General features: G+C 69.7%; 19 protein-coding genes and 1 tRNA gene. 7 read left to right on the plus strand and 13 right to left on the minus strand.

Going from position 1 to position 23,130, the window contains the following annotated elements:
- The first annotated feature begins 176 nt into the window (after positions 1-176).
- Entirely contained in the window at positions 177-581 is a 405-nt protein-coding gene (locus tag C1701_RS27870; RefSeq protein WP_026417981.1) for a PASTA domain-containing protein, read from the plus strand.
- Between the two features lie 105 nt (positions 582-686).
- Here C1701_RS27870 and C1701_RS25010 read toward each other — a convergent pair whose 3' ends face one another.
- On the minus strand, positions 687-1,520 hold the full coding sequence (locus C1701_RS25010) for an undecaprenyl-diphosphate phosphatase (RefSeq protein ID WP_026417980.1): 834 nt from the start codon (positions 1,518-1,520) through the stop codon (positions 687-689).
- On the minus strand, positions 1,521-2,567 hold the full coding sequence (locus tag C1701_RS25015; RefSeq protein WP_026417979.1) for an LLM class F420-dependent oxidoreductase: 1,047 nt from the start codon (positions 2,565-2,567) through the stop codon (positions 1,521-1,523).
- 104 nt (positions 2,568-2,671) lie between these two features.
- Between C1701_RS25015 and C1701_RS25020 the strand changes: the two genes are divergently transcribed.
- The 4 genes from C1701_RS25020 to C1701_RS25035 all read left to right on the plus strand — a co-directional run bounded on the left by C1701_RS25020 (position 2,672) and on the right by C1701_RS25035 (position 6,191).
- Positions 2,672-3,658 (plus strand): aldo/keto reductase, encoded by a 987-nt coding sequence (locus C1701_RS25020; protein ID WP_103056736.1) that lies wholly within the window; start codon positions 2,672-2,674, stop codon positions 3,656-3,658.
- A gap of 159 nt (positions 3,659-3,817) precedes the next feature.
- Positions 3,818-4,573, plus strand: a complete 756-nt coding sequence (locus tag C1701_RS25025; RefSeq protein WP_337661943.1) for a carbonic anhydrase — start codon at positions 3,818-3,820, stop codon at positions 4,571-4,573.
- 419 nt (positions 4,574-4,992) lie between these two features.
- Entirely contained in the window at positions 4,993-5,979 is a 987-nt protein-coding gene (locus tag C1701_RS25030; protein ID WP_026417976.1) for a YncE family protein, read from the plus strand.
- Positions 5,976-6,191: a DUF5703 family protein gene (locus C1701_RS25035; RefSeq protein WP_016697990.1), complete on the plus strand. Its 216-nt coding sequence runs from the start codon at positions 5,976-5,978 to the stop codon at positions 6,189-6,191. The genes C1701_RS25030 and C1701_RS25035 overlap by 4 nt, the downstream gene beginning before the upstream one ends.
- Before the next feature lie 170 nt (positions 6,192-6,361).
- Here C1701_RS25035 and C1701_RS25040 read toward each other — a convergent pair whose 3' ends face one another.
- Positions 6,362-7,702, minus strand: coding sequence for a M20/M25/M40 family metallo-hydrolase (locus C1701_RS25040; RefSeq protein ID WP_026417975.1), 1,341 nt, complete (start codon positions 7,700-7,702; stop codon positions 6,362-6,364).
- Between the two features lie 98 nt (positions 7,703-7,800).
- On the opposite strand from C1701_RS25040, the gene C1701_RS25045 reads away from it, so the two are divergent.
- Positions 7,801-7,883: transfer RNA gene (locus C1701_RS25045), tRNA-Leu, on the plus strand.
- A gap of 201 nt (positions 7,884-8,084) precedes the next feature.
- Here C1701_RS25045 and C1701_RS25050 read toward each other — a convergent pair.
- Positions 8,085-8,972 carry a recombinase family protein gene (locus C1701_RS25050; protein ID WP_337661944.1) on the minus strand — a complete coding sequence of 296 codons (888 nt, stop codon included), beginning with the start codon at positions 8,970-8,972 and terminating at the stop codon, positions 8,085-8,087.
- A 7-nt stretch (positions 8,973-8,979) separates the two neighbouring features.
- On the opposite strand from C1701_RS25050, the gene C1701_RS27875 reads away from it, so the two are divergent.
- Positions 8,980-10,035: a hypothetical protein gene (locus tag C1701_RS27875; protein ID WP_337661945.1), complete on the plus strand. Its 1,056-nt coding sequence runs from the start codon at positions 8,980-8,982 to the stop codon at positions 10,033-10,035.
- A 312-nt stretch (positions 10,036-10,347) separates the two neighbouring features.
- On the opposite strand, the gene C1701_RS25055 is transcribed toward C1701_RS27875, so the two are convergent.
- The 9 genes from C1701_RS25055 to sbnA all read right to left on the minus strand — a co-directional run bounded on the left by C1701_RS25055 (position 10,348) and on the right by sbnA (position 23,100).
- Positions 10,348-11,292, minus strand: a complete 945-nt coding sequence (locus C1701_RS25055) for a TIGR02679 family protein (protein WP_103056737.1) — start codon at positions 11,290-11,292, stop codon at positions 10,348-10,350.
- Entirely contained in the window at positions 11,289-11,666 is a 378-nt protein-coding gene (locus C1701_RS25060) for a DUF2397 family protein (RefSeq protein WP_337661946.1), read from the minus strand. The genes C1701_RS25055 and C1701_RS25060 overlap by 4 nt, the downstream gene beginning before the upstream one ends.
- Positions 11,667-12,397: 731 nt before the next feature.
- The gene (locus tag C1701_RS25065) at positions 12,398-13,699 is read right to left on the minus strand and encodes an MFS transporter (RefSeq protein ID WP_337661947.1); all 1,302 of its coding nucleotides are present in this window, start codon (positions 13,697-13,699) and stop codon (positions 12,398-12,400) included.
- A gap of 9 nt (positions 13,700-13,708) precedes the next feature.
- Positions 13,709-14,509: a thioesterase domain-containing protein gene (locus C1701_RS25070; RefSeq protein ID WP_103056738.1), complete on the minus strand. Its 801-nt coding sequence runs from the start codon at positions 14,507-14,509 to the stop codon at positions 13,709-13,711.
- A complete protein-coding gene (locus C1701_RS25075; RefSeq protein WP_103056739.1) occupies positions 14,502-17,669 on the minus strand; it encodes a non-ribosomal peptide synthetase in 3,168 nt (1,055 codons plus the stop codon). Before C1701_RS25075 ends, C1701_RS25070 begins: the two co-directional genes overlap by 8 nt.
- Before the next feature lie 145 nt (positions 17,670-17,814).
- Positions 17,815-19,383, minus strand: coding sequence for a carbamoyltransferase C-terminal domain-containing protein (locus C1701_RS25080; RefSeq protein ID WP_026417963.1), 1,569 nt, complete (start codon positions 19,381-19,383; stop codon positions 17,815-17,817).
- 63 nt (positions 19,384-19,446) lie between these two features.
- The gene (locus tag C1701_RS25085) at positions 19,447-21,108 is read right to left on the minus strand and encodes an FAD/NAD(P)-binding protein (RefSeq protein ID WP_162147281.1); all 1,662 of its coding nucleotides are present in this window, start codon (positions 21,106-21,108) and stop codon (positions 19,447-19,449) included.
- A 5-nt stretch (positions 21,109-21,113) separates the two neighbouring features.
- Positions 21,114-22,118 (minus strand): 2,3-diaminopropionate biosynthesis protein SbnB, encoded by a 1,005-nt coding sequence (sbnB, locus tag C1701_RS25090; protein WP_026417961.1) that lies wholly within the window; start codon positions 22,116-22,118, stop codon positions 21,114-21,116.
- Positions 22,105-23,100, minus strand: coding sequence for a 2,3-diaminopropionate biosynthesis protein SbnA (gene sbnA / locus C1701_RS25095; RefSeq protein WP_026417960.1), 996 nt, complete (start codon positions 23,098-23,100; stop codon positions 22,105-22,107). Before sbnA ends, sbnB begins: the two co-directional genes overlap by 14 nt.
- Between the last annotated feature and the right edge of the window lie 30 nt (positions 23,101-23,130).

Here is a 23,130-nt window from a genome sequence, read left to right on the forward strand (position 1 = left end):
CCGGGAGGGATGCGGCAGGGCACGTGTCCCCAGCACTTCACGGCACCCACGCTGGGCCGTCCGGAGGAGACCGGCACCCTCGGCGAGATCGCCGGTGTGAAAGCCGGGATCGCGGGGTAGTTGGCCGTCGAGAGGCCGGTGACGATCACGACCGGCCGCGAGATGAGGAGGACATCATGGCCCGACGTGCCCTCACCGCCGGTTCCCTGGCCGCCGCGTTATCGCTGGCGTTGGTGGGATGTTCCAACGGCGAGGAGACGTCCCCGGATCCGGCGGCCCCACCACCGGCGGACCAGACGGTGGAGGAAGCGCCCACCTCGGACCCGGCCGAGGAGGGGGAGCCGGTGACGGTGCCCGACGTGATCGGTCTGGACGGCCGGGACGCCGAGGACGCGTTGGACGAGGCCGGCATCACCGAGTTCGAGTACCGGTCGGTGGACCCCGAGGACGACATCATCGTCGCGCCCGGGAACTGGGTGGTCGACGAGACCGATCCGGAGGCCGGAACCGAGATCACCGCGGAGGACACGGTGACGCTCCAGGTCAGCAAGCTGGAGGAGTCGACGGAGCCCTCGTCCTGACCGACATCCCGAGGTCATCCCGGTCGCCGGGGGCCAGCGTCCGCGCTCGGCTCCCGGCGGCGACCGACACACCCACCGCCGTCCCCGCCACCGGGCGGGGCACCGTCAGGTCGCGTCGATCACGCCGGTCGCGAGCAGGCCGAGGACCAGGCAGCCCAACGCGATCCGGTACCACACGAACAGGTACACGCTGTGGCGCTCCACGAAGCGAAGCAGCCAGGCGATGCACGCGTAGCCGACGACACCGGCGATCACGGTGGCCACCACCATCTGGATGCCGGTGGGTTGGAGCCCTGGCCCCCCTTCCTCGAACACCTCGGGGAGTTCCGACAACCCGGAGGCCACCACGGCGGGGATCGCGAGCAGGAACGAGAACCGCACGGCGGTGGGACGGTCCAGGCCCAGGAAGAGCCCCGCGGTGATCGTTCCGCCTGACCGGGACACGCCGGGGATCAGGGCGAGGGACTGGGCGAATCCCATCGCCACCGCGTCGCGGCCGGTGAGCTGGTCCATCGACCGCCGTTGCCGCCCGATCCGCTCCGCCAGGCCGAGCAGGATCCCGAACACCACCAGCATCGTCGCGATCAGCCAGAGGTTGCGGGCCGTGGTGCGGATCTGGTCGGCGAACAGGAGGCCCAGGACCCCGATGGGGATCGAGCCGATGATGACGTACCAGGCCAGCCGGTAGTCGGCGGTTCGGCGCACCTCGGTGTCGCGGAACCCCCGGAACCAGGTCGTGACCAGGCGGCCGATGTCCCCGGCGAAGTAGACCAACACCGCCGCCTCGGTCCCGAGCTGGGTGACGGCGGTGAACGAGGCCCCCGCGTCGGCGTCGAAGAACAACTCGGAGACGATCCGCAGATGTCCGGACGAGGAGATCGGCAGGAACTCGGTCAGCCCCTGCACGATCCCCAGGACGAGGACCTCGACCCATGTCACCTAACCGACTCCTGACGCATCCCATGCCTCAGCCGCGATCCGCAGCGTATCCGCAGCCTGCGTGACGTCGGGGACAAGCGGGTTGACCGCGAGTGTCGTGACGCCGGCGCCAGCGAGAACAGTCATCCGTTCGGTGATCCGTTCCTTGGGGCCCAGCAGCGAGACGGCGTCGAGGAACTCCAGGGGCAGGGCCGCCATCGCCCCGGCGTGGTCGCGGTCGAGGTAGCGGCGCTGCACCTCCTCGGCCTCGCGCTCGAATCCCATCCTGGCGGCCATGTCCCGGTAGAAGTTCTGCTTCCTGCTGCCCATGCCCCCGACGTAGAGGGCGGCGTGGGGGCGGACGGCGTCGGCGCACCGCCGCCAGTCCGGTCCGACGACCAGGGGGACCGAGGCGACGACATCGAAACCGTCGAGATCGCGGCCGACCCGTTCGCGGCCGGCCCGCAGAGCGGCCAACGAGGCGTCCGCGTGCCCGGGTGCGAAGAACACGGACAACCAACCGTCGGCGACCTCTCCCGCGAGTTCCAGGTTCCGGGGGCCGACCGCGGCGAGGTAGACGGGCAGGTCGGGGCGGGGCGGGGCCATCGTGAGCCGCAACGCCTGACCGGGGCCTTCGGGCAGCGGGAGCTGGTAGTGCCGCCCCTCGTACCGGAGGCGTTCCCTGCGCAACGCCGCACGGACGATCTCGACGTACTCGCGGGTTCGGCCGAGGGGGTGGGCGAAGGGCACGCCGTGCCACCCTTCCGACACCTGCGGGCCGGAAACGCCGAGGCCCAGCGCGAACCGACCCCCGGTGAGGGTGTCGAGGGTCGCGGCCGTCATGGCGGTCATGGCCGGTGTCCTCGCCGGGATCTGCATGACCGCGCTGCCCACCTCGATGCGCTGCGTGCGCGCCCCGATCCACGCCAGCACGGTCGGCGCGTCGGACCCGTAGGCCTCGGCCGCCCACACGATCGAGTAGCCGGCCCGTTCGGCGGCCACCGCCAGTTCGAGGCGCTCGGCGTCCTCGGCGCGGCCGAAGTAGCCCAGATTCAACCCAAGTCGCATCGGCGAACCCTACCGGCCAGTAACGTGGGTTGTCAGCGGCCAGGCGGTTGAGGAGCACTCGGTCGTCCAGCGGGAACGCCTCAAGGCATCTAGGCTGCGCGGTCGTGGAACACCGACAGCTCGGTCACAGTGGACTGCGCGTCTCCCGGCTCGCGCTGGGGACGATGGGCTGGGGCGAGGAAACGGGCACCGAGGCGGCGGCGGAGGTGTTGGCGGCCTTCACCGAGGCCGGTGGGACCCTGGTCGACACCGCCGACGTCTACGGTGGCGGCGCCGCCGAGACCACGGTGGGAGAACTGCTCGACAAGGTCGTCCCCCGCGACCAGGTGGTGTTGGCGACCAAGGCGGTCGCCCGGCGCGAGGACGGCCCCTTCGGGGGTGGGGCGTCCCGAGGCGCGTTGCTGGCGGCGCTCGACGGTTCCCTCCGCAGGCTCGGCGTGGACCACGTGGACCTCTGGCAGCTCCACGCGTGGGACGGGCACACGCCCCTGACCGAGACCCTGGCCGCCGTGGACCACGCGGTCACCAGCGGACGCGTCCGGTACGCCGGGGTCTCGAACTACGCGGGGTGGCAGCTGGCCACCGCCGCGACGACCCAGCACCACCGCCGCCCGTTCGGGGGCACCCCGATCATCTCCGCCCAGGTGGAGTACTCGCTCGTGGAGCGTGGCGTCGAACGGGAGGTCGTCCCCGCCGCCGAACACCACGGCGTGGGCCTGCTCGCGTGGGCACCACTGGGCCGGGGTGTGCTGACCGGTAAATACCGCCACGCCACCCCTCCCGATTCTCGTGGCGCCTCCGAGAGAATGGCCAACTACGTCGAACACCACCGGAACGACCGTACCGCGCGAATCGTGCAGGCGGTTGCCACCGCGGCAGAGGGACTTGGCGTCAGCCCACTCGAGGTGGCCCTCGCCTGGGTACGCGACCGACCGGGGGTGACGGCATCCGTCGTCGGTGCCCGCACGAGGCACCAGCTCACCACCTCGTTGAACACGGAACACCTTCACCTCCCCCTGGCGATCCGCGCGGCGCTCGACGACATCAGCTCCCCGCCCGTCGGGTACCCGGAACACCACCTCGTCCAGTGAACCACCCCATGCCTCCCAGACAGGACCGAGCGGACAGAACACCGATCCCGCGCTTTTCCACCACCACCGGAATCCGGTGATCCCATAGGCGTCGATTGTCCGGAAAATTCTCGACGGAAACGCGTACTCATTCCTTCGCGCAACAATTAACGTAAGCATGTGAGCAACAACTCGAACAGCGGATTAGGGCTGTCGCGGCGCAGACTGTTCGGCCTGGGTGGAGGAGCCGCCGCCACCCTCGCCGTCGGAGCGTCCGCGGCGAGCGCGACGACGAACACCACCGGTGGCACCACCCACCTCCCCCCGCGCGGCGGTCTGCGTCCCCGCACGGCCGACGAGGCCTGGGCCGCGCTGCGCGCCGGCAACGACCGGTTCGTACGAGGCGACCTCCGACACCCCCACCAGAGCGTCGAACGCCGCGAGGACCTCGCGGACGGGCAGGACCCGTTCGCCACCGTCCTGGCCTGCGCCGACTCCCGCGTACCGCCGGAGATCGTCTTCGACCAGGGGCTCGGCGACCTGTTCACGGTGCGCTCCGCAGGCGAGGTACTCGACGACGCGGTCATCGGCAGCATCGAGTACGCCGTCGAGCACCTCCACACCCCCCTCGTCCTGGTGCTGGGCCACTCCGGGTGCGGAGCCGTGCAGGCCGCCGTGGACCTCGTGCACAACGGAGCCGAACTCCACGACAGCATCAGCTACCTGGCCCACTCCATCGAAGCCGGCGTGCTGCGCACCCCACGTGTGGGCAGCGACGCCGAGTACCTGCGGGCCTGCGTGGAGGAACAGGCGCGGAGCGCGGCCCGCACCCTGCGGGAACGCTCCGCGATCGTCCGCCACCTCGTCGACGGTTCCGGGGTGCGGGTCGTCTCCGGGGTCTACGACCTCGAGACGGGTCGTGTCGACCGTCTCTGACCCCCTCGGACGTCACCGCGACCCACTGGGGATGAGTGCCTGGGCGCGGCACCGCGCCCAGGCCACCGCCAGGTAGGCGAGCCTCCGAACACCTCGTCGCCCCCAGATGGCGCGGCAGCCCAGGGCTCGTGAGCGCAGGAACGGGAACCGCCGCTCCTCCCCCACGGCGGCCCCACCCGCGCGGCACCACCACCACCCGCCCGGCGCGAACCTCCACCCACCGTCGAGTCCCGCGCCCGAATCGACGCCACCGGGGGCCGGCGGACGGCTCTCACCGGCACCACGACGGGACGGTCCCCCGCCCGCCCCGCGACCGGGCCTGCGCGTGACCCTCCGCGACCGATGGGGGATGCTGGACGAGTACTCGCCCAGGTCGGCCGCCCGACCTGGACCGCGTCTCGAGCCGAGGAGAGTCAAGCGTGCGCCGCCTGGTCGGGATTCTCGCCATCACCACCGTCGGCCTCACCGGGTGCTTCGGGGTCGAAGCCCAGGACGAGGCCGCCGAACAGGCCGTCGAACCGGCCCGGCCAGCCGAGGCCCCAGCCGCCGACAGACCGGCCGGGGACGTCATGGACCTCGCAGGCGATGTCACCGCACTCGTCGCCGACCCCGACAGCCGCACGCTGGCCGCTCTCGTCGAGGACCAGCTGCTGGTCCTCCCCCTCGACGACCCCGAGGGAACCGCCGACGAGGTCGACCTGCCAGGTCCCGGTGCCAGCGTCTCCCTCGCCGCCCCGGGTGGCCCGCTGCTCGTGTCCGTCCCCGACGCCGAGCTCCTGGTCGAGGTCGACCCGGACACCCTGGGCACGCACGAACGCCCCACTCCACTGCCGGCCACCTCCGCGACCCGGTTCGACTCCACCACCGGGCTCGCACACGCCGAGGAAGGCGTCGTCACCCTGGACCGCGGGGACGAGGCGGTCCGCGTCGAGGGCTTCCACCAGCCGGTGGAGGTCATCGCCGCCGAAGGGCGCGTCTTCGTGCTCGACGTCGCCGAGTCGGCCGTGATCCGGCTCGACGAGCAGGAGCGGGAGAAGGGGCTCGGGCTCCGCGCCGGAGAGGGAGCCACCAACGCCGTCACCGACAGCTACGGCCGCATCCTGGTCACCGAGACCCGGTCCGGTGAACTCCTGGCGTTCTCCGCCGAACCGTTCCTGCTCCGTCAGCGCTACCCGGTCCCCGGAGCCCCGTACGGGATCGCCTACGACGAGGAACGCGACCTCGCCTGGGTGACCCTGACCGAGACCAACGAACTCGTCGGGTACGAGATGCTCGGCGGCGAGCCCGTGGAAGTCCACCGCTTCCCCACCGTGCGGCAACCGAACGAGGTGGCCGTGGACCCGAGCACCGGGGCGGTGTTCGTGGGCTCGGCGGCCGGAGAAGGGATACAGGTGGTGCGACCGTGACGGACCAGCCGGTGATCGACGGGGACTGGGAGTACCGCCCGCTGCGACTCCCGCCGGGGGTGTCGAGGCGGGCGGCCAGCACCCAACTGGCGATCCACGCCGAGTACGCGGGGTGGGAACTGTCGCGAGTCCTGCTGTTCGGTGACGGCACCCGCAAGGTGTGGCTGCGTCGGAAGCGGACGACCGTCGGCATCCCCGGCCTGCACACCTGACGACCACCCGCCACGCACCCGGCCAGCTCACCGCCACCGCGGCGACGAAGGACCACTCCTCGCCCGTCCGACCCGGCCAGGGGCCATCGCCACCTCGGGCGGCCGTCCAGGACCACCCGCCGGGCGGGCACCGAACCACCCCACCCGCCCGGCGAACAGCCCCCGGGCGGTCAGGACGAGCGCAGGAAGCGGTCCAACACCCGGACCCCGAACTTGAGGCCGTCGACGGGCACCCGCTCGTCCACACCGTGGAACAAGGCGGAGAAGTCCAGGTCAGCCGGGAGCCGGAGCGGCGCGAACCCGAAGCAGCGGATACCCAGCCGGCTGAGGGCCTTGCCGTCGGTACCCCCGGACAGCATGTAGGGCAGCGTGCGCGCGGCCGGGTCCTCCGCCGCGATCGACGAGGTCATCGCGTCCACCAACGCGCCGTCGAAGGTGGTCTCCACCGGAGGCAGCCCCCGCCACTCCCGCTCGACGTCCGGCCCGAGGATCTCGTCGAGCTCCCGCTCGAAGGCCTCCTGCCGACCGGGCAGGATACGGCAGTCAACCGTCGCCTCGGCCACCGACGGGATCACGTTCGCCTTGTACCCGGCCTGGAGCATCGTCGGGTTCGCCGTGTCCCTGAGGGTGGCACCGACGATGCGGGAGATGGCGCCGAGCTTGGCGACCGAGCCCTCCAGGTCGTCCTCCGGGAAGTCCCACCCCGTCATCTCGCTCACACCGGCGAGGAACTCCCGAACGGAGTCGGTGAGCACGATCGGGAACCGGTGCTGCCCGAGACGGGTGACCGCGGCGGCCAGCTTCGACACCGCGTTGTCCTCGTGCAGCATCGACCCGTGCCCCGCACGGCCCCGGACGCGCAACGTCATCCAGGCGATGCCCTTCTCGGCCGTCTCGACCAGGTAGGCCCGCACCCCGTCCTTGAAGGTGACCGAGAAACCACCGACCTCGCTGATGGCCTCCGTGACGCCCTCGAACAGCTCCGGGCGGTGTTCCACCAACCACTGCGAGCCGTACCAGCTACCGGCCTCCTCGTCCGCGAAGAACGCGAACACGATGTCCCGGGGCGGCACGATCTGGTTGCGCTTGAAGTGCCGGGCCACCGCGATCGACATGCCCAGCATGTCCTTCATGTCGACCGCGCCGCGACCCCACACGTAGTCGTCCTGCACGGCACCCGAGAAGGGGTGGACCGACCACTCGGAGGCGTCGGCCGGGACGACGTCGAGGTGGCCGTGCACCAGCAGGGCACCTCGCGAGGGGTCCGACCCCGCCAGCCTCGCGATGACGTTGGCCCGCCCGGGAGCACCCGACTCGACGTAGGTCACCTCGTAGCCGACCTCGGACAGCTGTTCCGCCACGTACTCGGCCGCGGCCCGCTCCCCCACCACGGTGTCCGCATCACCCGTGTTGGTGGTGTCGATCCGGATCAGCTCGCTGGTGATGCGGACGGCTTCGTCCTCGGCGAGGCTGAGCCCTGACGGAGTGTTGGTCTGCTCGCTCACCTGCACTTTCTACCACCCTGACCCGTTTGAGGGGGGTGGTGGAAACGACCTTGGAGGCATGGTCTAATCTATGTACAGCAACGGCGGAGAGCCGAAGCGAGCAAGTCCGAGTGGCGGAATGGCAGACGCGCTAGCTTGAGGTGCTAGTCCTCGCAAGAGGGTGGGGGTTCAAGTCCCCCCTCGGACACGTACATTATTCACCCGTGAAGAGGTCGTCGCATAGACGGCCTCTTCGTTGTTTTCGTACCGCAGTTCAAGCCGTAGCTCCCGGTACAGCTCAGCCAGCCGGTCCGGCTCCGCCCGCGGCAGGGCGGCCCCACGTCACCCAGTGAGTCGATCATGGCGTGGATCTCCGCATCGTTGACCGTCCCGGGCGGCGCCGAGCCGCTCAGCTCGGGCTGCGCGGTGGCACGTTCCGCCTGGGCCTCGTTGATCGGCTCGACCAGGGCAGCCGGGTCGATGCCAGCCGCCACCGCCTCTTGGAAGCGGCGGAGCTTGGCTCCGCCTCGGTGAGACGTCGCCGGGCGCTCTCCCGGTCCTTGGACGTCCTGCAATCGTCCTGGGAGGCGAGCAGGGCGCGCACGGTCCGATCGACGTTGGTTGGCGCGAACAACCACCCGATCCACCCGTTCACTGCGTCCCTGATGACGTCCTCCCGCACGTACACCGTACGGGGGTGCTCGGCCAGGGCAGCCGATCCGGGGGCGAGGGTGCGCGCGGGACACCGGTAGTACATGCCGTGCCGACGCGGGCTGGCGTCCATCTTCCGCGAGGCAGATCCCGCACCGCAGGTGTCCACGGAACAGGAAGTCCTGGCAGTGGGTCGGCCCGACTGCTCCCCTCCGCCGGCCGTGCGCAGGCCACCCACCGACTTGGCCCGGCGCTTCACCTGCGCCTCGGTGAACTCCTCCACGGTCACGATCGGGGGGTGAGCGATGGTGCGGGAGCGCACGACCTGGTTCGTCGCGGTCCGGCGGAAGCGGGTGACGTGACCGGCCGCGATGTCGGCAGGATCGAGCAGCATCTCCTGACGGGTCCAGCGGCCGAAGACCGCGTAACCGGTACCGAGGTCCAGGATCGCGCGGACCGTGCTGCCTTGCCAGCCATCGGCGAGCCGGTGCCGGTTTTGGTGCGGTTGGCGTTTCGAGGGACAGGCGATGCGGTCTCGGTTCAACGCGGCCGCAATCGCTCGGTCACCCTTGCCGTCCAGGTACTCGGCGAAGATGCGGCGGACCACCTCGGCTGCCTCCGCGTCGATCTCCCTTGTCTGGCACACTCCGGTAGTGGGCATCTTCTCGCGCAAGTCGCGCCAGACGCGACCTCGTCAACCGGACACCGTGGTCTTATGCGCGTTCCGAGAGCTGACACACCCAGAACCGCTCAAGAACTTCGATCCTGAGCATGCGTATGCCTACCGCTGGGCGCTCCCCACGCTCCCCACTGTCGGGCAATGGGCCATAATTGAAGGGTACGACGGGCCAACAACCGTCATCGTGGGCGCCATTGGCGCGAACTCCTACGTCAAGGAGTTCGGAGCGAGTTCCCTCAGGTCAATCACACGCCTTGCGCCCACGGCAGAGGTCCAGAAGGCACGCGCTGCGACAGAAAAGAAGATCACCGACGAACGTACCGCTGAGACCGCGTGGCTCGACCACTGCCGCTGGGCGGCCGGGATTGGGGCCAGCGAACCAGCCGACCCGCTACCGGCCGGATTCGACGTTCCCCCTCTTCCCAAGGATCCGGAGGGTTCCACCAGCGCCGATCGGCACGGGGACAATTGGTGGCGCGCGTACAAAAAGGCAGATGAACTTCAGCGCTCGGAGGCAGAAGTCGAGCGCTTCAGGAAGATCGCACGCTCCTGGTACCGGATCCGGGACGCCCGGATGAGGGCTGAGCGAGTGTCATCGGTCAAAGTCGTCGCGCAGAACGTCGACTTTGAGCGAGTGATCCGTGACGTAGCGAGTGGCGCGGACCTCGGGGACCAGCCCGGTCATCTTCTCGGCAAACCGATGTGGGACTGGCTCCGCTACGTCGAGGACCTATCGAAGTCCGGTGAGCCCGAAACCAGCATGGCTTTGGCCCTCGTTCACGCTTTGATCGCGGTAGCAGAGAAGGAGGCCTTGGTTAGCGGCCACGAACCCGCGCCCGCGTACACGGAGCGAGCCGCCATCCTGCATCGCAAGCGGAAAGAGTACAGTCAGGAGGTCGCAGTACTCGAACGTTGGCAGAACGCGTGCCCGCCACGGCATCGCGGTCCGGGGGAACCGCAGTCGAAACTTGCCCAACGCCTCACTAGAGCGAGAGAGCTGGCGAACAAGCACGCGGAAACTCCATCATAACCCGCCCGATCGTACACCCGATCTGCCTGAACGGACGCAGGGGCGAATGTGAGAAGGGTAGCGGCTTGGGCTGTGCTGACGTTCGAGCCCTGGCGGTGGCTGAACGGGGGGCGAGCCGGTTGACGAACGGAAATACCGAACGGCCGCGAGCCAACGCGTTCGGCTTCGGAGTTCAGCGTCGACCGCTCCTCCGACTTCGGCCACCCGCAGTCCCATTCGGTAGCGGATGAAATCCGGGACCTGGTGGGGCACTTCATCCGGTCCCGCACGCCACGTCATCAGGTGCGCCCCGTGACGACGTGGCACTGCGCGTCATTCCCGCAGGTCGTCGAGAAGGTCGTCGAGGAGCAGTTCCTCCTCGACCGCCTTGCCGTGGTCCCGCATGGCTTCGGTGAGCCCGCCGTCCCACGCAGCCGGAACTGCGGTGCCGGTCAACGGGCGACCGTGCGCGGCCGCCGCCGCGTGGTAGGAACCCGCATCGAACCGCCACGGCCGAACGGGGAAGCGATCGAACAGGGAATTCGCGATTCGAATTCCGCCCCAGTCGAAATCTCCGTGATAGGTCAGCGTCGTACCGGCGTCCACCAACAGGCGCAGCAGGTGCAGCACGGCGGCACCGGGCTGGCCGTTCACGCAGATCAGGGGACGGCAGGCCGCGCCCAGCTGGTCCGCCGCTGACGAGACCACCACCGGATTCTCGCAGACTGCCACCGCCGCAGCCGTCAGCCGAGGCGGGTCCCGAACCAGTTGGCGAAGTGTCAGCACCACCGGTTGCCCTGCCTCACGCCAGGCGGCCAGCGCACGTCCCGTCGAGGTCCGCTCGTCACCGGCCAGGCCCAGTGTGAGGACGGTGCTGGACAGGTCGTCCCGCCACAGTCCCACCGAGGCCCACACCTGCCGACGCCATTCGGCGCCCTTCCCCTCGGGCAGACCCGACAGCGCGCGCGCAGCCCCCAGCGTCAGCGTTGACAGGGGACGACCGTCGTCGAGGGCGTGCGCGTGGTGGGTGATCCGGGCGGCGAAGGTCCCGAGTGGCTCACCGGTCGCGGGAAGGTGCCGGAGCACGGCCGCCAGGTCGGCGAGCAGCGGCCGGGCATCCTCGGGACTCCCCGTGATCCTGCGGACCAGCCCGGTGTCGCGCAGGTTCGCGTGCCAGGCGGTGAGTTCGGGACGGTGGCGGACCACTTCGTCCAGTGGGGTGAAAGCCGCGCGCCACGCCCGCTCCGACGCGGCGACGACGGACGCCCGCTCGATCACCGGGCCGGTGAGTGTTTGGCGGAGTCGGGGTCGGGTCCCGCCGCCAGCTCGAGCAGCGCCCGGAGCTGGGTGCCGATGTCGCTGAGCGCGACGGCCTGCAGTTCCCCGCGCATCCCGAGCGCCTCGTCGTAGGTGGCCAGGGCCTGTTCGGCTGCTTCCCCCGCACGGGTCAGTTGGTACAGGAAGCGGGCACGGTGGAAGTCCTCGACGCTGGTGACCCGGCTGGTATCCGGGTCGGCTCGAAGGTTGCCCCACTCGACCAGGCGGGCGAGCCCGTCGGCCACGGCTGGTAACTCGCCGCCGACGACCTGGTGGACGTCCTCGGGACTCAGGTGAACTGTGAACCGGCGCTTCGCCTGGACGAACGCTGTCATGACGCCCCGGTAAAGCTCGGCATTGGGTGTCGTCAGGTGTGCGAACGGGCTGAAGTCCCCGGCGGCCACGTCGAATCCCCCTTCGCGGTTGCTCTGTGATCGAGGCTACGACCCAGTTCCTGACGGTATTCGACCCGGTGCCGACCGTGCGGAGGTTCGGCGTGGATCGATCGAACCATTTTCAGCTGGGACGACGAGTGACCCGAGCCGGTGGCCGCCCTGGCGGACCGTTCGCTCGATCGAGGCGGAGGCGGAACGGGGGCCCCGCCATCGCCGGGTGAAGCAGAATGGTCGCCGCGGATGAGCTTCACGCGACGGGATCTCCGGCAGGCGAGTCAGCGAGACACACCTCGCCCACGCCACCGGAACAAGCTCGCGCTCCACGACGTAGCGGCCCGTCCGCGCAGGCGTAGCGCTCGTGACCTACCTGTCGTCCCCTCATATCCCGTGTTACCGCAGGCTGTCTCACTCCAGGGGACACTCCCTACTCGGCGGTTCGGGTGAGCCACGTCTCATCGCCTAGCAGCTTCGCCAATTCTCGTGGAGCAGTCAGCGCTGCGGCACGGGCGCCCGTCCGCGGCCGGTGGAGGTCATCGGCTCCGAAGCGGCTGCCCCGGCGACGATGGCCGTCAGCCAGGGCAGCCGCTGCTGAAAAGCACACCGGGGGCGACCGGACCGTCTCCAGCGGGATCGAGAGCAGCTGGGCGTCGTTGTCCTGGTGGCCCGGCGGCTCAGGCGGTCGGGGGCGTCTCGGTCACCGCATCCGGCATCTTCCGCAGGCGGCTGACCGGCGAGAGGATGAGCCCGACGACGACCGCGGCTGACCCGACCGCGGCCACGACCAGTGCGTTGCGGGCGCCGATCGCGTCCGCGAGCAGCCCCGCGCACAGGCCACCCAACGCCCCACCGCCGAAGAGCAGCGTGCGGAAGCAGGCCGTCATGCGTCCCATCATCGACTGCGGAGTGAGGGTCTGCCGCAACGCCACGATGATCACGTTCGCGATGCCCAGCCCGAAGTAGGTGGTGAAGAAGGAGGCGATGAACATGCCGATCATCACCGGTTGGGGTCCGCTCGCGAGGACGATCAGCAGCGGGCCGAGCAGCAGGCCGGTCTGCGCCACGAAGTACGTCGGCCCGACGGGGAAACGCCCGACGACCCGGCGTGAGACGACCGCCCCGATCAGACCGCCGATCGAGGCGGTACCGAAGATCAGGCCCAGTGTCGTCGAATCGAGCCCCACCGTGCGCGTGCCGTAGAGCAGGAACATGGTCCAGGTGGTGATCATGGAGAAGTTGCAGCAGAACCCGATGATGGCCAGCCACCGCAGCAGCGGCTTGCCGAACACCCAGGCCAGGCCCTCCTTCAGTTCACGGGAGGCGCGTCGTTCGGTGGTCACCTCGGGCTTGGGTTCCCTGGTGCGGATCAGCATCAGGGACACGACCGACAGCAGGTAGGTGCCGGTCTGGGCGAGCAGGGCGATCGGTGCCGTCAGCCAGGCGACGACGACGCCCGCGATCCCGGGTCCGGCGACGTCGGCGGTCGACGAGCTGATGCCCATCTTGGAACTCGCCTCGACGTAGTGCTTGGGGCTCTTCACCAGCGTCGGCACGTACGACATCCAACTGAGGTCGAACAGGACCGACGCCACCCCGATGAGGCAGGCGATCACCAACAACGCGGGGACGGTCAGCAGGTCGGTGAGGTGGAGCAGCGGGATGAGGGCGATCAGGGCCATCCTGGCCAGGTTCGACCACAGCATCACCCGCCACCGGCGGACGCGGTCGATCCAGATGCCCAGCAGCAGTGCCAACGCGAGGTAGGGCGCGAGCTGCACGAAGCGGAGGACGCCGACCTCGCTGTCGGTCGCGTTGAGGGAGTGGATCGCGGTGAGCGGCAAGGCGAGGATGGTCACCTGGGTGCCGAGCAGGGAGATGGTCTCGCCCACCCAGAACTTCAGGAAGTCCCGGTTGTGCCAGAGGCTTCGGGGCTTCGCCCTGGGTGCCTCGGCCGGGTCGATGTCGGTGATGGACACGGTGGTCTCCTAGTGGCCGAGGTGCTCGCGGACCAGCCGGCTCAGCTCCAGGAGGCTGTCACCGGTCCAGATCGAGTGGTGGGTGCTGTGGGGGACGGTGTGCTCGACGAGGTCGGGCAGGAACCGTTGCCACCGCATGTCCTGGGCGGGGGAGGCCTCGGCCAGGACATGCACGGCCGGGCCGGGATGGCTGCCGGTGACCTCGATCGAGTAGAAGGCCTTCAGGTGGGCGCGGAACACCGCGTACTGCTCGCCGAGGATGTGGGAGTCGAACTCCTCGGGCAGCACGCCGGCCCGTTCGACCTCCTCGAACACCGCGCCGGGTGCGACGTCGGGGGCCCAGGTGGCGGCGAGCTCGTCCAGCCCGGGGGGTGACTCGCCGGAGGTCCCCGCCATGTCCCGGACGAAGCGGACGAGGATGTCCCGTTCCGGTGGCAGGTCCATGACCCTCGGCAGGCCCGCGTCGACCAGCACCAACAGGTCCACGACGTCCCCGGCTTGGGTGAGCCGTTTGGCCATCTCGAAGGCCACCAGGCCGCCGAGCGACCAGCCCAGCAGCAGGTACGTCCCGTCGGGATGGGCCGCGCGCAGGATGTCGGTGTACTCGTCGGCGAGGGCGGTCAGTGACCCCACCGGGGTCCGGTCGTTGTCGAAACCGGGGGCCTCGAATCCGTGCACGGGCCGGTCGTCGCCGAGCAGCCGGGCGAGCCCGGCGTAGGCGTAGGCCGAGCCCGACACCGCGTGCACGCAGAACACCGGGGGCAGGTGGCCCCCGGTGCGCAGTGGCACGAGCCGTTCCAGGTCAGGCATTCGCCTTGGCCTCCACCAGCTCGTCGACGGTCCGGGAGATCGCGCCGACGGTGGCGTTGCCGTACAGCAGCCGCACGGTGAGGCGGATCCCGAAGGTCCTGTTGATCCGGCTCACCAGGCGCAGGGCCTGCAACGAGTTGCCGCCGACGTCGAAGATGCTGTCGTTGACGCCGATCCGTTCGACACCCAGTACCTCGGTGAAGTGCTTCGCCACGGCGATCTCGGTGGTGGTGCGCGGTTCGGTCAGTTCCCGGTCGCCGTCCTCGTCGACCGGGTCCGGCAGCGCGTTGCGGTTGATCTTCCACCCGTCGTTGTTCATCGGGAACCGGTCGAGGGTGACCCACGCCGTGGGCACCATGTAGTCCGGCAGCGACTCGGCGAGGTGGTCGCGCAGCGCCTCCACCGGCGGCGGTTCGCCGACCGACGTGACGTAGCCGACCAGGCGGTTCTCCCCGCGCGGATCGGGCCGCATGAGGACCACGGCCCGCAGGACGCCGGGATGGCTCTGCAGCGCGGTCTCGATCTCGCCCAGCTCGACGCGCAGCCCGCGCAGCTTCACCTGGTTGTCGATGCGGCCGAGGAACTCGATCTGACCTCGCTCGCTCCACCGCACCAGGTCACCGCTGCGGTAGACCGTGCTACCGGCGTCGAACGGGTCGACGATGAACTTCTCCGCCGTCATCTCCGGCTGGTTGAGGTAGCCGAGGGAGAGACCGCCCTCGGCGCCGCCGATGAGCAGTTCCCCGTTCACCCCCTTGGGCACGAGGTTGTCGAACCGGTCGACGACGTAGACCTGCCGGTTCAGTTGGGGACGGCCGATGGGTGGTGGTGTGGTCCACTCGATCTGTTCGACGAGGTAGTCGGTCTGGCCGATGGCGCACTCGGTGGGGCCGTAGAGGTTGAGGTAGGTGCGGCCGGGCAGGTTCCACTTGTTGACCAGCTCGGGTGGGAGCACCTCCGCTCCGCCCATGACGTACCTGAGGTCCGGGTACGGTCCGGGTTCCATCACCGACTGCATGGCGGGGGGCAGACCGGCGTAGGTGACCTTCTGTTCCCGCAGGAGCGCCGTCAGCGCCTCCGGTGACTGGGCGTCGTCCGGGGAGACGGCGACGATGCGGGCGCCGACGAGGAACGCCGTCCAGATCTCGCCCTGGGACATGTCGAAGTTGAGGGCGGGGAGTTGCAGCAGCCGGTCGTGGGGGCCGAGGTCGAACCTGCGCCGGTAGGCCTCGCAGAAGAACGACACCGCCCGGTGGGCGATCATCACGCCCTTGGGGGTTCCGGTGGATCCGGAGGTGTAGAGGACGTAGGCCAGTGATTCGCGGGTGGTCCACTCCTCCAGCGGTTCGTCGGTCGGGTGCCGTTCGATGGTGTCCCAGTCGGTGTCGATCAGGACCCGCGCCCAGCCGTTGGCCTCGGGCAGTCGGTCGGTGAGGGTGGAGCGGGTGATCACGACCGGTGCGCCGGTGTCGCGGATCATGAAGTCGAGGCGGTTGGCCGGCACCTTCGGGTCCATCATCGCGAAGGCGCCGCCTGCCTTGAGGACGCCGAGCATGGCGACGTAGGCGTCGAGGTCGCGGTCGATGACGACGGCGACCACCTGGCCGTGGGTGAGGCCCAGCGCGCGCAGGTGGCGGGCGAGCAGGTCCGCCCGGCGGTCGAGTTCGCCGTAGGTCAGCTCGGTGCCCCGGCACACGACGGCGACCGCCTCCGGGGTGGCCCTGGCGACCTCGGTGAAGGCGACGTGCAGCGGTAGCTCGGAGTACTCGGCCTCCTCGCCGCGACCGAGTTCGAGGAGCTCGGCCCGTTCCTCGGGGGTCACCACGGGCAGTTGGGACAGCCTCAGCGTCGAGTCGGAGGCCGCCGCGGTCACGACGGTGCCGATGTGGTCGAGCAACGCCTCCACCCGCCACTGGTCGAACAGGTCGGTGGAGTACTCCACGACCGCGCGCAGCGCGTCGTCGGACTCCACGAAGTCGATCGCCATGTCGAACCGGGAGCCGGTGGAGGCGAGGGAGATCGGCTCGGCCCGGATCCCGGGGAGGTCGAGGGCGCCGCCGGAGTTGGCGTCGCCGAGCAGTTGCAGGGAGATCTGGAACAGCGGGTTGCGGCCGGGCACCCGGATCGGCTGCACCCGGTCCACCACCAGGTGGAAGGGCACCTCCTGGTGCTCGTAGAGGTCGAAGTTGTCCTCCAGGGTGCGCCGGAGCAGCTCGGCGAAGGTCGGGTCGCCCGACACGTCGGAGCGCAGTACCACCATGTTGACGAACAGGCCCACGACGGACTCGGCTTCGGGGTCGACGCGGCCGAGCATGGGCACGCCCACGGGGATGTCCTCCTGGCCGGTGTAGCGGCTGAGGACCACGTTCAGCGCGGACACCAACACCATGTACAGCGAGACGCCGTGTTCCCTGGCCAGTGCGCGGGCGGCGGTGAGCAGCCCACCGGGCAGGTTCCTGGTGATCGAGTGGGCCCGCCGGGTGGGCGTGGGCGGGCGTGGCCGGTCGGTCGGGAACTCCAGGGTGGGCAGGTCCCGGAGCTTGTCCGCCCAGAAGGTGAGCTCCGCGTCGAGGGTGTGGCCGCGCATGTGTTCCCGCTGGGCCCGGGCGGACTCGGTGTACCGCGATCCCGGCTGGTCGAACTGGGGCTCCCGTCCCTGGCTGTGGGCCCGGTAGGCGATCGCGAGTTCGGCGTTGACGATCCCGGATGACCAGCCGTCGGTGATGATGTGGTGCAGGTTCTGGAGGAGCACGTGGTCGTCCTCGGCGAAGGCGAGGACCCGGTAGCGGTGGAGCGGCCCGTTCTCCAGGTCGAACGGCGTGGTGGACAGTTCCTCCAACGCGGCCTGGATGGCCCGGTCACGCCCGTCGTCGTCGAGTCCGGCGAGTGCCTCGACCTCCAGGTCCACGTCGGAGGGTGGGCTGACGACCTGGTACGGCGTGCCCTCCGAGGAGCGGATGGTGATCCGCAGGGCTTCGTGCCGCCTGACCACGGTGTTCAGGCACTGGTGGAGCACCGTGACGTCCAGCGGTCCCCGTAACCGGGCCGCGAGCAGGATGTTGTAGGTCGTCAGGCCCGGGGTGAGCTGGTCGAGGAACCACAGTTGTTCCTGGCCGAAGGACAACGGTGCCTGGGTGACGGCATGCGTGGACGTGGTCATGTCGGGTGCTTCTCCCCTTGCGAAGTTCCAGACGGCGTGGGCCGTGTCGCGTCCCGGTTCCGGACACGACACGGCGGGCAGTCGCTCGCCGAATGGCTATGATCCTGCCGGAAATCACCGTCGTTACGAGGTCCGTTCGGGCTATTCAGAATTTGCGTGGAGTCACGAACGAGTCGTTGATGACGTAGCCGTCCAGTCCGTGTTTCTCGCCGTAGGCGATCAGATCGCTCGTGCGGTTGATGAATCCGCGACCGTTGTTGTTCAGCGACGTGTTGCACAGGACGCTGAATCCGGTGATGTCGCGGAACGCCTCCAGCAGGTCGACGATGCGACCGTTCCGTTCCCGGGTGACCGTCTGGGTGCGGGCGCTGCCGTCGACGTGGGTGACGGCCCTGAGCTGGTCGCTGGTGACGCGGTTGAAGTAGAGCATGTACGGGTCGACGACCGAGCCCTCGAACCATCTGCGCGCGTCGGCCTCCAGCGCGATGGGGGCGATGGGACGGTACCCCTCCCGGCGTTTGATGGCGTTCAGTCGTGTCGTCGTCTCCTCGGTGAACGGGGCCGCCAGGATCGACCGGTTGCCCAGGGCACGGGGGCCCATCTCGTAGCGGCCTCGGGCCCAGCCGATGATGTTCCCTCGTTCGAGGTAGCGGGCGACCTCGGCGGGAACCAGCGGCCGCACCTCGTAGGTCGTCGGGTCCGGCTGGATGTCCTCGACGAACTCCTCGCCCGCGTAGACCGACCACTCGATGGTCGCCTCACCGGTGTAGTACCACTGGGCGTCGATGCCGGTGCCCAGCGCGGAGCCGCTGTCGTTGGGGCACGGCGGCACGAACACGGACTCGAACAGCCCGCTCTCCCTCCACTGGGCGTTCCAGTCGCAGTTGAGACCGCAGCCTCCGGAGATCAGCAGCGGCAGCCCTTCCTTCATGTGTTCGGAGGCGTAGCCGTGGAACATGTCGAAGATGGCCTGCGAGTGCTTCGCGGCGATGTTCCGGTACGCCTGCGACTGGACGCCGACGTTGTGGATGTGTGACCAGGACATCTCGTCCTTCGACAGGTTCAGGATGATCTGTTCCTGCCGCAGGATGAAGTCGATGGTCTCCTTCTCCTCCTGGGTTGTCGGGCCCTTCTCGGCGAAACCGGTCAGGGCCATCTGCTTGCCGGCGTCGTTGTAGCGGAACAGTCCGGTGCCCGAGGGGAATCCGGGGTCCGCGAGGGCGAACAGGTAGGCGTACTTGTTGCCCGGGTCGGCGAGCACGTGCTTGAGGTGGGTGGCGTTGCCCTTCTCGTCGATGCGGTAGAAGTCACCGATGTTGCCTTCCCAGACCAGCGAGTAGTACGCCTGCCCGGTGGCACGGGGCGCCATGCCGAGCGAGGTGTAGATGTGGGAGCGCTCGTGGGTGGAGGAGAAGTAGCGGACCTTCTTGCCGAAGAAGGTGCCCTCCTCGTCGGAGGTGGACCCGTCGCCGACACCGAAGTACCCGGTCCGGGAGGGCGGCTCCACGGAGTGGAAGCCCTTGACCCAGCCGCCGAGGGCCACGACGTCGGGAGCCCGGTGGAGCATCCCGGCCGCGCGGGCGATGACCTCACCGGTCAACCGGTCGTAGCGCGGGTAGTTGTCCTTCTCGGCCTCCAACGCGAACAGCAGCCTGCCGTCCTCGATGGCCGTGATGCCACCGTCGTGGCCTTCTTTGAGCGAGAGAATCAGCATGGTTCCGTCGTCACCTTCTGGGTCGTCGCGGACGTGAGTGCTCGGCGGCCAGCCCGCTGGGGGTCACGGCCGGCGGAGGAGAGGGGAAGGCACCGGCACGGCGGGAGCCAGCGTGGGGCCGAGGACACGGTCGAGGTCGGTGAGGGCCCGGGACCACATGCCCGGCGAGGGCACGTAGTGGTTGTAGTAGCTGGCGCCTTCCGCGGGCGGTCCGAACACGGCGATCGGCACCGGGGCGCCCCCCTCGCGGGGGATCGCGTACCCGTCACGATCCAGGGTCAGTCGGTGGGACCGGCCGTCGTCCACCGCGATCCAGCTCCGCAGCGACGACCCCACCGGGTCCCGGGCATCGTCGGGCGAGGGCCAGGTGAGGTTGGCCCGCACGACGGCGTCGACCTCGATGCGCCGCGGCTGGCCCAGCCGGGTCGACGTCAGCGCCCACCGGTCCCCCACCGGTTCCAGCGCGGGTCCCGGCCCGGGGCCCAGGGTGAGGACACCGGCGGCGACCAGCGCCAGTAGTTCGTGCACGCGTTCCTTCTGGGGGCCGACGACCGCGCGGTTGACCAACGGCACGTACTCGTGCGCGAAGTACCGGTGTGACTCCTCGGTCAGTCCTGGCGGGTCGACGGCCGCCCGCAGGCTCTCCCGGTGGTCGCGGAGTACCTCCAACGCGTCCTTGACGGCGCTCACGCCGAGTCCGCGTTCGGCTTCGACCAGGTCGGCCCTGGCGGCAGCCAACGTCGCGTCGCGGTACTCCTCGTAGGTCCTCCAGGTGACCGGTTCGAGCGAGAGCGCCTGGTCGACGACGGCGATCTCCCCGGCCGTCGGCTTGCCCATCCGGCTGATCGCCTCGCGGCGGATCAGGGGTTCCACGTGGCGGCGGAAGTCCAGCAGACCGCCGGGCGCGTGGTGGCGCAGGGCCGCGATCGCGGCGGGCGTGAAATACCGGGCGGGTGCCGCGACGCGGTCCTGGCTCGTCCGGGGCCGGGCGCGGGGCAGGGACCGTGCCCGGTTGGTGAGCACGATCCGGGGTTCACGCCCCGAGGGGATGTAGCCGTGGTCGTCGAAGGCGCCGCCCCGGCCGACGGTGAGCGCGGCGATCACGTCCATCGCCGTCAGCCCGGACCCCAGTAGCGCGACGGTGGTGCCCTCGACGATGCCGTCGGTCCGCGCCGGCAGGGGGTAGGGCGTCTCGACGAAGGCGCCGAGGGGCGGCGGTTCGGTGTCGGCGAGGCCGTGGCCGGTGGTCACGACGGCGAGGTCCACCGCGTGGGCGGTGCCGTCGGCCAAGGTGACGACCGCACCGGTGGTGGCCGGCCGCACATGCCGGGCGGCCGTCGGGAGGTGCCGCACGGTCAGCCGGGGCGGTACCCGGGCCAGGAGAACCCGCGCCGCCCACTGGAGGTATTCCCCGAGCAGCCGGCGTGGGAGGAAGTCGTCGAACTCCACCGGTCCGTGGTGCTCGTGGCACCACTGGTAGAGGCTCGGCCCCGGGGTGACGGGCGCGCCCGGTGCCATGTGCCCGTCGGAGAAGATGGTGAGTTGGGCGACGATGGTGTTCAGCAGCAGGTAGTCGGGCTGCCTGATGTCGTGAACGCCCACACCCAGTTCGTTCGGCTCGATGAGCAGCAGCTCGATCGGCGGGCCGGGGAGACTGGTGTGGCTGATGACCCGTTCCAGCACCGACAGTCCGCGCGGGCCGACTCCGATGACGGCTACACGCACGGTGGTCACCACCTCCGCGTCTCGCCGAAGAAGTCGGGCACCTCGAGCGCCGAGCGCTGTTCACGGGCGGTCAGGAGCACGTGCTGCCCGACGGCGAGATCCAGGACTCCCAGGCCGAAGGGGGACACCAGCACTCCCCGCCCCGGGTCGGGCAGGGCCCGGCCACGCAGCAGGTCGGCGATGGTCCCCGTGACGAAGTCGCGGTGACCCACCTGCTGTTCGGCCAGGTGCGGGGAGGTGTTGGCCTTCATGCAGTGCTCGATGTCATCGAGGTAGTTCTGGGCACCCAGGACCACCGAGGGGGCGAAGTCGCGCAGCGAGATGTTCAGCGCCACCTGTCCCGCCTCCAAGGGCCGCGAGAGGTGCGGAGTCGCCGCCGTCGTCGCGGTGACCACGGTCTGCGCCGTCAGGGCCTCGGATGGCGAGGCGACCCGCGCGGCCACCAGCCCCAGCTCGGCCTCGGCCCACCGCACCAGGTGGTCCGCCGAGTCCGCGTGCGGATCGAACACGCGCAGCCGGTCCATCCGGTAGCCGACAGCAGCCAGGTAGCGCAGGACCGCCCTGGCGATCACGCCGGCTCCGAAGACCGCGACCTCACCGTTGCCCGGCAGGGACACGGCCAGCGCGCGTGCCGCGACCGCGGCGGAGGCAGCGGTCCGGGCCGCGCTGATCGAGGCGGCTTCCAGCAGCGCCGTCGGGTACCCGGTCTCGTAGTCGTTGAGCACCAACACCGCCGAGGCCCTCGGCACGTCACGTCGTACGTTCGAGGGGAAGCTGGCGATCCACTTGATGCCGGCGACGGGTGCCGCTGGCAGGTCGGCGAACGCCGGCAGCGCGATGATCCGCGCGTCGGGTTTGTCGGGGAACCGCAGGAAGTAGCTGTCCGGGTTGATGGTGTGCCCGTCGGCGTGCCGCAGGTAGGCGTCCTCGACCAGTTCGACCACCCTGAGCACCGAGGAGTCCAGGATGTCCTTGGCCAGTGCCCCGGGAACGACCTCAAACGAGAACATCGCGTTGTCCCTCCTCAAGCGGCCGTTCGGGTGCCAACGCCCGTCCCAGGCCGTGTTCGACCACCCAGTCGTCGTCGTAGACGGAGTCCAGGTAGCGCTCGCCGAGGTCGGGGGCGATCGCGACGACGGTCTCGTCGGGGGCGATGTCGGCGGCCTGGCCGCGGATGGCCGCGAGAACCGTGCCGGTCGAGCCGCCCGCGAGCAGGCCGGTGGTGCGGGCCAGCCAGCGGCACTCCCGCACGGTGTCGTCCTCGCGCACCAGCACCACCTCGTCCGGGGCGTCCGGTGCCAGCAGCTCGGGTCTCCTGCTGGCGCCCAGTCCCGGGATGTGCCGGGCTTGGGGCTTCGAACCGAAGTTGACCGATCCCACCGAGTCGACGGCCACGATCCGGGTACGCGGGCTGTGGGTGCGGAAGTAGTCGGTGATGCCCATGAGCGTCCCGCCGGTTCCGACCCCGACGTAGAGCCTGTCGACCTGGTGGAACTCGTCGAGCACGGCGGGAGCCGTGCTCTGCTCGTGGGCGAGCGGGTTGTTGGGGTTGGCGTACTGGTTCACCCAGAACAGGCCCGGTTCCTCCCGCAGCCGGTTCCTGATGTAGGAAATTCGACTTCCGAGGAAGCCGCCGTTGTCGTCGCGTTCCCGGATCACGACCACCTCGGCGCCCAGTGCCCGCATGATGGCGACCGCCGAGGCGTTGGCGTTCGGGTCCGTGACGCAGGTGAGGCGGTATCCCTTCGCGGCGCAGATCACCGCGAGCGCCACCCCGAGGTTCCCGGAGGTGGACTCGATGATCCGCACCCGCGCCATGTCGATACCGGACAGTTCGACGCCGGTCAGGATGCTGCGCGCGGTCTTCAGTTTGATCGAACCGGCCGCGTTCAGCCCCTCCAGTTTCAGGTACAGGCGGTTGAGGTCGCTCAGTCCGGTCACGCGTAAGAAAACGTCGTCCCGCACCAAGTCGTAGACACGATCCGTGATCAACGCGATCCTCCAATGCGGGTTCACGTCGGG

Origin of the sequence: Actinoalloteichus sp. AHMU CJ021 (assembly GCF_002895405.1) — a bacterium.
In the GTDB taxonomy this organism is placed as follows: domain Bacteria; phylum Actinomycetota; class Actinomycetes; order Mycobacteriales; family Pseudonocardiaceae; genus Actinoalloteichus_B; species Actinoalloteichus_B caeruleus.

What these genes read in the sequence shown, in the direction of transcription:
- C1701_RS25060 (WP_337661946.1), bottom strand. Translation starts at nt 11,666, where the DNA reads ATGACAGCGTTCGTCCAGGCGAAGCGCCGGTTCACAGTTCACCTGAGT.
- C1701_RS25080 (WP_026417963.1), bottom strand. Translation starts at nt 19,383, where the DNA reads ATGCTGATTCTCTCGCTCAAAGAAGGCCACGACGGTGGCATCACGGCC.
- C1701_RS25075 (WP_103056739.1), bottom strand. Translation starts at nt 17,669, where the DNA reads ATGACCACGTCCACGCATGCCGTCACCCAGGCACCGTTGTCCTTCGGC.
- C1701_RS25015 (WP_026417979.1), bottom strand. Translation starts at nt 2,567, where the DNA reads ATGCGACTTGGGTTGAATCTGGGCTACTTCGGCCGCGCCGAGGACGCC.
- C1701_RS25070 (WP_103056738.1), bottom strand. Translation starts at nt 14,509, where the DNA reads ATGCCTGACCTGGAACGGCTCGTGCCACTGCGCACCGGGGGCCACCTG.
- C1701_RS27870 (WP_026417981.1), top strand. Translation starts at nt 177, where the DNA reads ATGGCCCGACGTGCCCTCACCGCCGGTTCCCTGGCCGCCGCGTTATCG.
- sbnB (WP_026417961.1), bottom strand. Translation starts at nt 22,118, where the DNA reads ATGTTCTCGTTTGAGGTCGTTCCCGGGGCACTGGCCAAGGACATCCTG.